The 13,121-nt window shown below is 60.5% G+C and carries 10 protein-coding genes; 6 read left to right on the top strand and 4 right to left on the bottom strand.

What is annotated here, in order from left to right; translation table 11 throughout:
* Positions 1-38 precede the first annotated feature (38 nt).
* Positions 39-1,106: a Gfo/Idh/MocA family oxidoreductase gene (locus AC5S27_RS10460; RefSeq protein WP_493934512.1), complete on the top strand. Its 1,068-nt coding sequence runs from the start codon at positions 39-41 to the stop codon at positions 1,104-1,106.
* Positions 1,107-1,135: 29 nt separating this feature from the next.
* Here the strand turns inward: AC5S27_RS10460 and AC5S27_RS10455 are convergent, their stop codons facing one another.
* Positions 1,136-1,927 carry a prolipoprotein diacylglyceryl transferase gene (locus AC5S27_RS10455; protein ID WP_493934511.1) on the bottom strand — a complete coding sequence of 264 codons (792 nt, stop codon included), beginning with the start codon at positions 1,925-1,927 and terminating at the stop codon, positions 1,136-1,138.
* A 161-nt stretch (positions 1,928-2,088) separates the two neighbouring features.
* Here AC5S27_RS10455 and AC5S27_RS10450 point away from each other — a divergent pair, with 161 nt between their 5' ends.
* The 3 genes from AC5S27_RS10450 to deoC all read left to right on the top strand — a co-directional run bounded on the left by AC5S27_RS10450 (position 2,089) and on the right by deoC (position 4,209).
* Positions 2,089-2,754, top strand: a complete 666-nt coding sequence (locus AC5S27_RS10450; RefSeq protein ID WP_493934510.1) for a hypothetical protein — start codon at positions 2,089-2,091, stop codon at positions 2,752-2,754.
* Positions 2,755-2,829: 75 nt separating this feature from the next.
* A complete protein-coding gene (gene hpt / locus AC5S27_RS10445; RefSeq protein WP_493934509.1) occupies positions 2,830-3,372 on the top strand; it encodes a hypoxanthine phosphoribosyltransferase in 543 nt (180 codons plus the stop codon).
* A 51-nt stretch (positions 3,373-3,423) separates the two neighbouring features.
* Entirely contained in the window at positions 3,424-4,209 is a 786-nt protein-coding gene (deoC, locus tag AC5S27_RS10440) for a deoxyribose-phosphate aldolase (RefSeq protein WP_493934508.1), read from the top strand.
* A gap of 14 nt (positions 4,210-4,223) precedes the next feature.
* Here deoC and AC5S27_RS10435 read toward each other — a convergent pair whose 3' ends face one another.
* Positions 4,224-6,908: an ABC transporter permease gene (locus tag AC5S27_RS10435; protein ID WP_493934507.1), complete on the bottom strand. Its 2,685-nt coding sequence runs from the start codon at positions 6,906-6,908 to the stop codon at positions 4,224-4,226.
* A gap of 2 nt (positions 6,909-6,910) precedes the next feature.
* Positions 6,911-7,240 (bottom strand): PadR family transcriptional regulator, encoded by a 330-nt coding sequence (locus AC5S27_RS10430; protein ID WP_493934506.1) that lies wholly within the window; start codon positions 7,238-7,240, stop codon positions 6,911-6,913.
* 111 nt (positions 7,241-7,351) lie between these two features.
* Between AC5S27_RS10430 and AC5S27_RS10425 the strand changes: the two genes are divergently transcribed.
* Together AC5S27_RS10425 and aroA are read left to right on the top strand one after the other, a co-directional pair.
* Entirely contained in the window at positions 7,352-9,211 is a 1,860-nt protein-coding gene (locus tag AC5S27_RS10425; RefSeq protein WP_493934505.1) for a SpoIIE family protein phosphatase, read from the top strand.
* A 74-nt stretch (positions 9,212-9,285) separates the two neighbouring features.
* Complete coding sequence (gene aroA / locus AC5S27_RS10420) at positions 9,286-10,587, top strand: 3-phosphoshikimate 1-carboxyvinyltransferase (RefSeq protein ID WP_493934504.1); 1,302 nt, start codon at positions 9,286-9,288, stop codon at positions 10,585-10,587.
* A gap of 68 nt (positions 10,588-10,655) precedes the next feature.
* On the opposite strand, the gene AC5S27_RS10415 is transcribed toward aroA, so the two are convergent.
* Positions 10,656-12,860, bottom strand: a complete 2,205-nt coding sequence (locus AC5S27_RS10415) for a TolC family protein (RefSeq protein WP_493934503.1) — start codon at positions 12,858-12,860, stop codon at positions 10,656-10,658.
* Positions 12,861-13,121 lie beyond the last annotated feature (261 nt).

Genomic DNA, 13,121 nt, shown 5'->3' with positions numbered 1-13,121 from the left:
AACTCGATTCCAGATTTGACTTGGGAGAGGACTCACGCATGATTCGCGTTGGCCTGGTTGGTTTTGGAATGGCGGGGAAGGTCTTTCACGCGCCGATGATTACGGCAGTCGAGGGGCTTGAACTGGGGGCGGTTGTCGAACGCAATACGCGCAATGCGGAGGCTCAGTACCCAGGCATCACGACTTACACCAGCCTTGAAGCGATGCTGGAAGATGAAACGCTTGAACTGATCGTCGTCGGCACGCCCAACACTCTCCACGTTCCACAGGCTGAGCAGGCACTGAAGGCGGACCGGCACGTTGTGGTGGACAAGCCGGTGGCCATCACTTCCGCCGAAATTGCAGGCTTGATGAAGGTGGCAGACGATCACGGCAAGCTGCTGATTCCCTTTCATAACCGGCGCTGGGACAGCGATTTTCAGACCCTGCAAAGGCTCGTGGGCCAGGGACATCTGGGCCGCATTGTGGCGGTTGAATCCACCTTTGACCGCTGGCGGCAGCTGCCCAAGCTGGAAACGTGGCGCGACAAGGGCGGACCCGGCACCGGCATCCTGCTGGACCTTGGAACCCACCTGGCTGACCAGGCGCTGCATCTTTTCGGTTTGCCTGAGGCGGTGTCTGCCGAGGTGCTGGTGGAGCGCGATACGGCCATCGCCAACGATTCCTTCACCATCCGGCTTTACTATCCGCGGAACGTCGTTACGCTCGCTGCCAACTGCCTCTCCGCCACTTCGCGGCCACGCTTTACGGTGCGCGCGACCAAAGGCAACTACGTGAAGTGCTGCCTGGATCCGCAGGAAGCGAAGCTGAAGGAGAGCCATCGCGTAACCCCGGTGGGCTGGGGAACGGAACCGGCCGAGCGCTGGGGCAAGCTGACGCTTGAAGTCGGCTCGCCGACAACCGGCGATGTGATCACCCAGCCCATTGAACCGATCCCCGGCGACTACCGGCTCTATTATGCCGGGGTGCGAGATGCGATCCTGGGTAAGGCTGAGCCTCCGGTTGCTGCCCGGGATGCTTTCCGCGTGGCACGCGTTCTGGAATGGGCGGAGCAGAGCTGGGCCGAAAAGCGGACCATCCCCTGCGACTGGGCTGGTCAAGTCTGACTCAGGTCTGAATCAGGTTTGAGACAGACTCAGGCCGCCTCGGCCATCTCTGCTGGTTCTTTCGGCTCGGGGGTGCGCCGGCGGGCTCGCACGATCAGCACTACTCCCGCGACAACCGAGCCGATGCTGGCCAGTTGCGCGTTCGACATACCCAGGAAGATGCGTGGATTGAGCCGGATGAACTCGACCAGGAAGCGCGCAATTCCGCTGAGCAGCAGGTAGAAGCCGACCATCTCGCCGGCACCATAAGTCTTTTTGCCGCGCCGCCAGAGCCACAGGCCGATCAGTATTCCAACGATGAATTCATAGAGCGGCGTGGGGTGCACGCGAACGCCGGGAGGTGTCGGATCCAGTCCTTGCGGAAAGCCCATGGCCCAGGGAAGAGTGCTGGCAATGCCGTAGTCGCCATCGCCGGAGGTGAGGCAGCCGATGCGGCCTACCGCATAGCCTACCGCCGCAGCGGGAGCCGCCAGATCGAGCGTACGCAGGCCGCCGAGACCTGCCTGTTTCCCCTGGACCAGCAGGGCGACGATGCCACCGACGAGACCGCCAAACCAGGCAAATCCGCCGGTCGAGTAAAGCACCGCCCAGCCGTCAGCCTGGAATTCGGCCGGGGAGTCAATCACATGCCACAGTTTGGCGCCCACCAGCCCGGCTACGACCGAAAACGCTACGATTCCCAGCGCATCGGCCTGGACGCGCTCGCGGCGAAAGCTCATGTGCAGCACAATCGCGCCGCAGACGGTGGCCACCCAGAGCATCAGGCCAAAGGTCGGGATATCGAACGGGCCGACAGGGATGTGACGACCGAAAAGGTTCATCACAAAGTGAATTCCAATATGAATAAAAGGCAACATGCTGATTGAAGTATAGACGGGCGAGCTTTAGGAACTGAGTCTCATGAAATACTCGCGAACCTTTTGCATGACAAGCCTTATTCTGAGCGATTACAGGTCTAATGTGGAACTAGACCGGGGGAAGCGTGAAGAAACTACTAATTATCGAGTGCTTTGCATTGGGGATCATGTTGTTGGGAACTGAGATTCGCGGACAAGATCGCAAACAGCAAGACTCATTTGCCCTTGATCCTCAAAAGCCCTTTGTCTACCTACGGTTCGATCAAATCGCGCCCGGTAAACCGTGGGGCGAAGATGAACCTCCCCTGCGAATCTGGCTGGAACTCGTCAATAACAGCAGGGCCATAGTTGAAATAAGGACATTTGGTGGGCCCGACGAAGCGATCGGTGTCATGGACAACGTTGTCGAGGATACTCCACCATCCATGGTCATCTCGCGGGAGAAAGACTCAGATTTATTTCGCATGGATGCAATCGACTCATCCAATAACGACTCCACGGGACCTACCGCGCCCTCGCAAGAAAAGGAACTCAAACCTAGGCGACCTTACGGCTACGGGTTTGATGTGTCATCTCTGTATCCAATTTCACCCGGAAAGCGAGTAAGGTTCAGTTTGCCCGTCAATCACCTCGGCAAGACATGGCATATCGAAATTCCATTCACCTTCTCTGAGCCAGCCGTACACTGTTGCCGAGACGAGAAGGATGGCGGAGAGCCGGTAATGCACATCCTCTATGGGCTTTGGGATCTCCCTAAAACAGAACAGCAGAAAATTCTCAAGTTCAAATAGCAATGCAACTGAAACTGAGTGCAACCAAAGCTCTAAAGTTGGCTACCTGCGGTCTGGCGCGTAATACTAGTTGTCATGGCAACCACGACATACCAAGGCCTTGAAGTTCTTTATACCCGCGAGCAGATCGCCGAGCGTGTGCGCGAAATGGGCGCACAGATCACCAAAGACCTCGAAGGCGAAAAGCTGGTAATGATTGGCGTCCTCAAGGGCGCGGCACCTTTTCTGGCCGACCTGGCACGCGCCGTCACGGTCGATGCGACCTTTGACTTTGTCGCTGTCTCCAGCTACGGCAAGAGCAATCGCACCTCGGGCGCGGTCAAGCTGATCAAAGACTTGGACGAGTCGATCGAGGGCAAGAATGTGCTCGTCGTCGAAGACATTCTCGACACCGGGATCACACTCACCTACCTGCGCAAGATCTTCCTACAGCATCATCCGAAGAGCCTGCGCATTGCCGCCCTTCTCGACAAGCCTTCGCGGCGGCTCGAAAAAATCACGGCGGACTACGTCGGATTCTCCATTCCCAACCTTTTCGTGATCGGCTACGGGATGGACTTTGCCGAGCGCTACCGCAATCTGCCCGACATTTGCCTGATGCCGCCGGAAGAGTCTTAGCCATCTCATAAGCGCCTCGCAGGCCATTGGTAGCAAAGGAGAACCAGCAACATGCCCACGCAATTCCCAGCCGCCCAGCAAACGCGCTACACCGATCCGGAGATGGATTTCGATTCGGATTCCGACAATGGATACTTTGATGCGGCCGGTTTTGCCTCCGACACGCTTTCCGACTGGCGCAAGCTGGCCGCGGTCATCGACCACACGCTGCTGAAGCCGGACGCGACGCGGACGCAGGTGGAAAATCTCTGCGATGAGGCGATCCGCTACCGCTTCGCCTGCGCCATGATCAATCCGGTCTGGGCTGGGCTGGCGGCGCAACTGCTTTCCGGAACCGGTGTGCCGCTGGGCGTGGTGATCGGATTCCCACTCGGTGCTTCGCTTGGGTCGACGCTGCGATATGAGGCTGAGTCGCTGTGCAAGCTGGGAGCGAAAGAGCTGGACATGGTGATCTCTGTCGGCCAGCTGAAGAGCGGCGAACATGCTGCTGTGGAGCGGACGATTCGCGGGGCCGCTGAGGTAGCACACGACCACGGCGCGCTGTTGAAGGTGATCCTCGAAACCTGCCTGCTGACGGTCGAAGAGAAGCTGCGCGCATCGGAAATCGCCATCCAGGCGGGCACGGATTTTCTCAAGACCTCGACCGGGTTTTCGACCTCCGGCGCGACTCCGGGCGATGTGGCTTTGCTCCGCGGCGTAGCAGGTGCGCGCTGCGGTGTAAAGGCTTCCGGCGGTATCCGCACGCTGGCCGACGCGAAGGCTATGCTCGAAGCCGGCGCGAACCGGATAGGGGCTTCCGCCTCCGTGGCGATGGTTCGGGAGCTGGGCGCAGAGTAAGCTATCTGATCAGGCTACTCGGCGCGTAGTGCTTCCACCGGCTCTAGCCGCGAGGCGCGCCACGCCGGCAGCAGGCAGGCCAATACTGCAGCCAACAGCAGGGCTCCGCTGACGAGAGCGAAGACAACCGGATCCAGCCCAGTGGTGGCGTAGAGCAGCGACTCGATCAGCCTCGCCGCGCCCACGCTGGCGATCAGCCCAATCACGAGTCCGATCACCGCCGGACGCAGGCCATCTTTCAGCATCAACCCCAGCACCTGGTTGCGCTGCGCACCGAGCGCGAGGCGAACGCCGATCTCGGTCGTTCGTTGCGTGACCAGGTACGAGAGCACCCCAAATAGGCCGACCGCGGCCAGCAGCAGCGAGATGATGGCAAAGCCGAGTAGCAGCGTTGCGTCGAAACTGGCGTCGATGGTCGATTCACCGATGATCTGATCCATGGTCAGCACGCGCGATACGGGCAGGTCCGAATCGAGGCTGGCGATCATTCTCTGCGCAGGAAGTGCGAGTGCCGCCGGATCATGGCCGGGAGCTGCGCGAAGGGTCAGAACGTTGGTGCGCTGCGTGCCCATGAACAAAGGAAAGTAGATCGTCGGGCGGGGTTTCTGTGAGAGCTCTTCGAGCGTGTTGCCGACGACACCAGTAATCTCAAAGGTGCGCGACTCATCGGTGACGCCGCTGGTGACATGCTTGCCGACAGGATCTTCGCCAGGAAAATAGGTGTTCGCCAGCGCCTGATTCACTACGACCTGCTGCACCGGGTCACCGGGCTGGGCGGTGCGGAAGATTGCGCCCTGCAACAGCGGAATCTGCATCGCGTTGAAATAGAGAGGGTCAGCGAACAGCGTATTGGCGACTAGCACTTTCCCCTGCGGTAACGGAGGGTGCTCGGGAATCTTGAAGATGTCGTCGCCGTTCGGTCCATCGCCCGGCACCTGGGTGACGAGGCCCGCCGCTTGAATGCCCGGCAATGCGCGGACCCGGCTGAGCAACTGCTGGTCGAAGTTGGAGATCTTTTGCGACGAGTTGTAGCTGCCCTTGGGCAGTTTGTAGCGCATGGTCAGCACGCCATCCGTTGCGCTGCCAATGTTGACTGAGCGAAGTTGCCGATAGCTCTTGATGAGCAGGCCAGAGCCGACCAGCAGCACAACGGTCAAGCCCACTTGAAAGGAGAGCAGGATGCGACGCAGACGCAGGCCGGACTTGCCACCAGTCGTTGAACGGGAGGACTCATGCAGCGCCCTAAGAATTTGCCGGTCGCTGGTCGAAAGCGCGGGAATCAGTCCGGCAAGCAGACCGCTCGCCAGCATCAGCCCCGTGGTGATGAGGATGATGGAGAGATCGATGTGAATGGAGTCGGCGCGGGGAATATCCTGCCGGACGGAGACGAGCCATTTCAGCGCGAGAGCGGCAAGGGCAAAGCCTGCGATTCCGCCTGCAGAGGAGAGCAATACACTCTCAGTGATTTGTTCGCGAATGAGGCGTCCCTGGCTGCTGCCGAGTGCGGTGCGGATGGCGGTTTCGCGACGGCGGGCAGCGCTGCGGGCTACCAGCAGATTGGCAATGTTGAGGCAAGCGATGAGCAGCAGGCAGCCGGTGGCGGCAAGCAGGGTGTAGAGGCCAGTCTTGACCTGCGTGGTTTCGGCTTCGAGCATCGGCAGCAGGCTGGTGGCGTCGTTGACCGGGCCTTCCGGATTCAACTTGCGGATGTTGCGTTGAATGGCACTCAGCTCCGCATTGGCCTGGGTGATGCTTACGCCGGGCTTGAGGCGGCCGATCGCGTCAAAATTGTGCGTGTCAAACATCTGCATCCCTGCTCGCGACCGCTCGTGACCGAGCGCCGTCCAGAGCTGGATTTTTGCGTCAGGATAGGTAAACCATTCGGGGACGACGCCGATGACCGTGTATTTGCGCGCGTCGAGCAGGATGGTTTTCCCGATGACGCCAGGGTCGCCGCCAAAGCGGCGCTTCCACAGGCCATGGGTAAGAACGACAGTCGCCTCCGCCTCCGGAACGTCGTCGGCAGGCAGGAACAGGCGACCCAGCTCAGGCCGAATGCCGAGCATGGGAAAGAGATTCCAGGTTCCCATTTGAGAGGAAACGACCTCAGGCAGTTGCCCGCCGCCCTGGCCGGCCACCCCAGGAGTTACGCCGGGACTGGCGAGGTCATAGTCGACTGAGCGCTTGATCGCCATATCCTCGAAGCTCCGCGACTGGGCCTTCCATGCGGCATAGCATCCGCCGGCAACGCTGTTGTAAAGAAAGGCGCCACGGGAGTCAGCCTCGAACATGCGGACGAGCTGGTGCTGGTCGCGAAACGGCAGCGGGTTTAGCAGGACTGACTTGACAACGGTGAACAGCGCGACGTTGGCGCCGATGCCGAGGCTCATGACCAGGATGGCAAGGAGCGAAAAGCCGGGTGTGCGGATGAGCCGGCGGACTCCCTGCCGCAGGTCGGCGGAAAACAGCTCCGCCCAGCGCCAGCTCCAGGTCTCGCGGGCCTGCTCGCGCATCTGTTCAGGGTTGCCGAAGAGGCGGAGGGCGGCCAGGCGCGCCTCTTTCGGGTTCATGCCGGCGGCAATGTTCTCCGCGATCTGCTGGTCGAGGTGGAAGGCGAGTTCCTCGTTCAGCTCGCTTCCGGCGCGACCACGGCTGAAAAGCATCTTGATCCGCATCATGAGTTGCGACAATATGCGCATGGCTACGCCTCCTGGATAACGATGTTGATGGCCTGCGAGAGGCGGCTCCACTGGGCGGTTTCGGATTCAAGCTGGGCTCGTCCGGCAGCGGTGAGTGAGTAGAACTTGGCCTGCCGGCCGGTTTCGCTTTCGTCCCACTTGGCCGTGATCCATCCCTGCTGCTCGAGCCGGTGCAGTGCCGGGTAGAGCGATCCCTGCTGCACCTGCAGCACTTCGCCGGAGATCTGCTGGATGCGCTTGGCGATGGCCCAGCCGTGGCGCGGCTCCATGGAGAGAGTCTTCAGAATCAGCAGATCGAGAGTGCCCTGGACGAGATCGCTTGGTTTTCCCATACTGTGATTATCTACACAAGTGATTGTAGATAGTCAAGGTATCGTTTATGAAAGCACACTGCGGATTGTGGCGATGCTCCGGCTGGCTGATTCCGCTACAATCAACTCCGAATGGCGAACGATCCCCAACTCCCTGTATCTGCACCGGAAGCTCCCAGCTCCCTCCCTGTCCCTGTCCCTGGGCAGGAGGAGCCGGAGCTTGAGGGAGATTATCGTCCCGCGGCCGGAACCTATCTCGATCCGATCAACGTGCGCATCGAGCAGGCAGACTATGGCTACCTCCTGGGGCTGAGCGAGGCGCTGAACAATACACTCGACCTGCGCACTCTCCTGAAGCGAACGGCAGAGCTTGTGCGCTCGGTGATCGAGTATCGAATTTTTGCGATCCTGCTTCTCGATGAGCGCGGCAAGGAGCTGCGCATGCGCTTCCAGATCGGCCATACGCCGGAGATCGAGCGTCAGCCGATTCCGCTGGGTGAGGGCGTCGTTGGACAGGTTGCGTTGACGCGCAAGGCAATCCTGGTCAATGATGTTTCGCAGCTTGAGAATTACATTCCGGCGAACAAATGCGTGCGCTCCGAGCTGGCCGTTCCGCTGATCAACAAGAACAAGGTGATCGGCGTCCTCGACATCGAGAGCGAAGAGGCGAATTACTTTCGTCCCGAGCATCTGCACCTGCTCACGCTGACGGCCTCGCGCATTGGGCAGGCGATCCAGAATGCGCGGCTGTACTCGAAGGTGACGCGACAGGCGCAGGCGCTGGAAGTGCTGAACGAGATTGCGACGGAGCTGACGTCGATTCTCGATCTCGACCAGCTCTTTGAACGCATTGGGCAACTGCTGCGACGGATTATCGACTACCAGATGTTCACCATCATGCTCGTCAACCCGGCAGGAGACCGGCTGGTGCTGCGCTATACGTGGCGCTTCGGGCATTCGAGCACGCCTTCGACCTGGCTGCCGATTGGGACTGGCCTCGTTGGAGCGGCAGTCAACGAGTGGCGGCTCATCAACGTGCCGGATGTGAGCAAGGATCCGCGGTACGTCATGGTCAATCCCGAGTCGCGCTCGGAGATGGTGGTGCCGCTGTTTTACAAGAACCGCGTGATCGGCGTGCTCGACCTCGAACACGTGAAGATCGGCTACTTCCATGAGCGGCATGAACGGACCCTGACCACGCTGGCCGCGCAGATCGCCATTGCGATTGAAAACGCCCGGCTCTATCAGCAGGTAGTGCGGCACGAGCAGCAGCTTGAGCGTGATCTTTCGATGGCGCGGCAGGTACAGCTGCGCCTGCTTCCGTCCACCTTGCCACAACACACAAACGCCGAGTTTGCCGCACGTTTTCTGCCGGCGCGGTCGATCGGTGGCGACCTCTATGACTTCGCGGAATACGACAGCAACCGCTCGGCAATCATCCTGGGCGATGTAAGCGGCAAGGCGGCTCCTGCGGCGCTGTTTGCGGCGCTGGTAAGCGGCATCATGCGGGCAGCCACTGCGCAGAAACCTTCGCCTGGAGCGATGCTGTCGCTGCTCAATGAGGCGCTGCAGGAGCGGCGGTTGGATTCGCAGTATGTGACGATGCTCTACGCCGTGTGGAACGATGACAATCGCACGCTTGAAGTGGCCAACGCCGGCGCGGTGCAGCCGATCTTCTGTCGAGGCGGCGAGATCAACACACTGCGCGCCGAGGGCCTGCCGCTGGGGATGTTTCCGGGAGCGGAGTACGAGGAATTTTCCGTCTCCGCGCAACCAGGCGACGCCTTCGTTTTCATCTCCGACGGCATTACCGACGCAGAAAACAATCAGGGCGAAATGTACGGGACTGACCGGCTGCAGCTGATCCTCTGCGGCCACCGGCACCTGCCGGCGGCGGCGATTGCCGACGCCATCTTTGCCGACGTGGGCCGCTTCCAGGCCGGGCAGCCGCGCTTCGATGACGAGACGATTCTGGTGCTGTGCGTACGCTAGCTTCCAGCCGCCGCCTGGCGATCGCCTGATTCCGATTCGATAGACTCATAGAGATACGTCAATCTCGAGGACCCATGCATACCGCTACAGAAGAACGCCTCATCCGCCCTGCCACGAACATCTACGGCAGCCTTCGCCTGCCGGGCGACAAATCGATCAGCCACCGCTACGGGATGCTGGCGGCTTTTGCGGAGGGCACTTCGCGCTTCAGCAATTTTTCAACCGGGGCAGACTGCGCCTCGACGCTGGCTTGCATGGAAGCGCTGGGCGCGAGCGTGAATCGCCGCGAAGACGGCATCGTGGAAGTAACGGGCGTCGGCGGCAAGGTCGGGCAGCCCGGCGGCCCGCTGGACTGTGGCAACTCCGGCTCGACCATGCGCATGATCTCCGGGCTGCTGGCGGCGCAGGAGGGTGAGTTCACCCTCATCGGTGACGCTTCCCTTACCCGGCGGCCGATGAAGCGCATCCAGACGCCGCTGGCGGAGATGGGAGCGGACCTGACGCTGACCGACGGCCACGCCCCGATCACCATTCGCGGAGGCAAACTCAAGGCCATCGACTACACCACGCCGGTACCAAGCGCCCAGGTGAAGACGTGCGTCCTGCTCGCCGGCCTGCAGACCGAAGGCACGACGACCGTTCGCGAAAGCATCCGCACCCGCGACCACAGTGAGTTAGCACTTCGCGCCTTTGGAGCGCAGGTTGATCGCAGCGTGGACTCGGTCAGCATCCGCGGGCCGCAGACGCTGAAGGCCATCGAAGCCTCAGTCCCGGGGGATATCAGCTCGGCAGCATTCTTCCTCTGCGCCGCAGCCATCTTCCCTGGCTCGCAACTGCTGCTCGACTCCCTCGGCCTGAACCCGACGCGCGCGACGCTGCTGGACGTGCTGACTTCGCTGGGCGCCCAGATCAGCGTGCTCAATCTTGAAGACAAACATTCCGAGCTGGTCGGCACGGTGCAGATCACCTCACCTGCTGAAGGCCTGGGCACCACTTCTGTCTCCGGGGCGCTGGCCGCGCAACTGATCGATGAGCTGCCGGTGCTTGCGGCGATTGCTCCCTACACACGCGGCGGCATTCGCATCCGCGATGCCAAGGAACTGCGCGTCAAGGAGAGCGACCGCATCGCATTGGTCGTGCAGAACCTGCGCGCGATGGGCGCTGAAGTGACAGAGCATGAGGACGGAATGGATGTCCCCGGCGGCCAAAAGCTGCACGGCGCCACTATCGACTCCGGCGGAGACCACCGCATTGCCATGGCGTTCAGCGTCGCGGCACTCCGCGCCACCGGGGAGACGCTGATCCACGGCTCTGAGTCCGCCAACATCAGCTTCCCGGAGTTTTTCGACCTGCTTGATTTCGTCGCCGAACGGTAATTGTTCGGACCAGCAAAAAGCCCGGCTCCTCGAAGGAGTCGGGCTTTTGTGTTGTTAGGTCCAGCTGGTTAGTTTGAAGGAGGGTTCGCTGGAGGATTCGCTGGAGCCGGATTCTGGGCCGGATCCGTCGCCGGAGTCTTTGGAACGGTCGGCTCCTTCGTCGGCTTGGCTGGCTCGAGCCCGGAAATCACAGGCACGGTATTCACTACGCCGGTAGCAGCTTCGTTCAGGTTGATGCCGTAGTGCTGAAGCGTCGTGGCCAGCAGCTGATAGAGGCTGGCACGATCCTTGGCATACGCCGCCCGGGCAGCGGTCAGGCTGTTCTCTGCCGTGGCCAGGTTACGCGACTGCTGCAGAACCAGCGCGGTCGTCGAAGCACCGAGATGTAGCTTCTTCTGTTCCGAGTCCAGGCTCTGCGCATTGAACTTCTGCGAAGCCTCCGCGGCCAGCACGGCAGCGCGATCGTTAGTCAGCGCGAACTGCTGGTTGATCACCTGCATCTTGATCTCGGTGTAGAGCTGCTCCAGCCGCAACTGCGCCTGGCGATATTCGATCAGCGAACGGGCGCGGTCCGCTTGTGCGGTGCGGTTACGCAGTGGAATGTTCACGTTGAAGCCAACACCCTTGTCGGGGTCCCGGCTATTGAAGAGATTCTCCAGCACGGTGCCGTACCCGATGGTCGGGAAGGTACCTGCTGGGTATGGATTATTGGTCAAAAAGTCTTTGGCATAAGGGCTCTGATGACCGCCCAGGGCGCTCGATCCATAAAACGCATATCCGTCGACAACTGGCAGCAGAGCGTTCTTGGCGCCGCGCAGGGTGATCTCATCTTTCTTGATCGAGAGCAGGGCCTGTTCAAGTTCCGGACGCTGCTGGAAGGCGATCTTGGCCAGCTCGTCTGCGCTCTGCTTCTCTTCCGGCAGCTCGTCCAGGCTTACGCGGTCAGTCGGGATGATTGGCGCGGCTATCAAAGCTGGGTCGTTCAGATTGCGCGCAATCGCCTGCTTGATGATCAGTTGCTGGTAGTTCAGGTTGCTCTGCGAGCTGATCAAGGCCTGCTTGTCTGCTGCGACCGATGAATCTGCCGTCACGACATCGAGCGGAGCCATGGTGCCGATCTCCAGCTGCTTGCGATCGTCCGCGGCAACCTTGCTGCTCTGCTCCAGCGCGCGCTCCTTGGCCTGCAAATCCTCATACGACGAAACCAGCGACCAGTAGATATTCTCGATCTGATTCACGGTATAGAGAATCTGCTGGCGAAACGCCGAATCTGTAATGCGGCGATCGTAAATCGCTTCCTGCTGGAACCGCTTGTTGACCCAGATTCCGCCGCCCTGCAAGAGGTGCTGCGTCACCGTCGCCTTGAAGACAGACTGGAGCAACGGGCTGTAGCTGGAGTTGGGGCTGGTGGTTGTAGTGCGGGTGTTCTGCAATCCCACCTGCAGATTGGTGCCGGTGATGAAGCCTTCGTTATAGCCGAAGTTATATTCGTTGGTATTCGACGTGATATCCGGTTCATTGCCCGCGAAGAGCGGGTTGGCCTGGGGAGCTCTCGCCCTCTCGAGCTGGATTGTGCTGGTGATATAGGGATCGAGGTTCTCAGGCAGCGGTCCTGCTCCGTCCGTCGACACAACGAGGCCCGAGCTGCCGGTCGCAGCGCCGGCTGACGTGCCACCTGGTCCACCGCCAACGGTGATCGTCTGGGTGGTGCCGCCAAGCGTGTTCTCTACCAGTCCGGAATTGACGCCGCGCAGCGTGGAACCAGCCCTGGCCCTCAGGATATCCGTGTCGGCAATATCCAGGTTGTAGCGGGCAATGGCGAGGTCGTAGTTGTTCTCAAGCGCAAGCGTAATGGCATCGCTGAGGCTCAGATAGATCTTGCCGTTCTTCACCAGGTCGTTGAGGCGCAGCGAGTTCATGAAGTTGGCTGCGGGAACGTCCGGTCCGGTGAAAATCCTGATCGGATTGGGAAAGAAACCATGCGGCTTGGTGTAGTCCTTCATGGTGTCGCGCAGGAACAACGGCTCGGTAGCGACAGGGGCCGGCGCGGCGGGTAACTCGTTCAATACCTTATCGCCTGCCTGTGGCGCAGTCTGCTGGGCAAAGCCCGAAGGCATAGCGGTTGAGAGTCCCAGGAATGCCACGGCAACGGCGCGTAAGCGCCCTGTGCTGCTCTTGAAATTGCGGGCCTTGCCGTTGCTGGCCATATCGATATGCTCGTCCATCTGCTCGCTCTTCTCCTGCGCAACTACACGATTCGGGTACAAATGCATGAATCCTCTCCACTGGTACATGAGGCATGTGTGGCATGTGGGGTGCCTCACATCAAGACGCTTACCCGGGCATTCCAGACGCATTCACTCCGCGTCGCGAATCTCGACAGCAAACAAGGTCCGGCCCAACAGTTTCCTTACTCCGTACTTGCCAGCCAGTATTCGCCATCCGGGTCTACAGGTGTTTTGCCGGCATGTTTCAGCTACCAAACGGATACGTCCACGTCTCTGAATTCGTTCCCGTAAAAAGCACCGGGGAAC

Source organism: Acidicapsa borealis, assembly GCF_059115245.1.
Note: the sequence above shows the minus strand (reverse complement) of the source record. Positions and strands in the feature narration are given on the sequence as shown.

Coding starts and splice junctions, on each gene's coding strand:
- AC5S27_RS10460 (WP_493934512.1), top strand. CDS start 39: ATGATTCGCGTTGGCCTGGTTGGTTTTGGAATGGCGGGGAAGGTCTTT.
- AC5S27_RS10455 (WP_493934511.1), bottom strand. CDS start 1,927: ATGAACCTTTTCGGTCGTCACATCCCTGTCGGCCCGTTCGATATCCCG.
- hpt (WP_493934509.1), top strand. CDS start 2,830: ATGGCAACCACGACATACCAAGGCCTTGAAGTTCTTTATACCCGCGAG.
- deoC (WP_493934508.1), top strand. CDS start 3,424: ATGCCCACGCAATTCCCAGCCGCCCAGCAAACGCGCTACACCGATCCG.
- AC5S27_RS10435 (WP_493934507.1), bottom strand. CDS start 6,908: ATGCGCATATTGTCGCAACTCATGATGCGGATCAAGATGCTTTTCAGC.
- AC5S27_RS10430 (WP_493934506.1), bottom strand. CDS start 7,240: ATGGGAAAACCAAGCGATCTCGTCCAGGGCACTCTCGATCTGCTGATT.
- AC5S27_RS10425 (WP_493934505.1), top strand. CDS start 7,352: ATGGCGAACGATCCCCAACTCCCTGTATCTGCACCGGAAGCTCCCAGC.
- aroA (WP_493934504.1), top strand. CDS start 9,286: ATGCATACCGCTACAGAAGAACGCCTCATCCGCCCTGCCACGAACATC.
- AC5S27_RS10415 (WP_493934503.1), bottom strand. CDS start 12,860: ATGCATTTGTACCCGAATCGTGTAGTTGCGCAGGAGAAGAGCGAGCAG.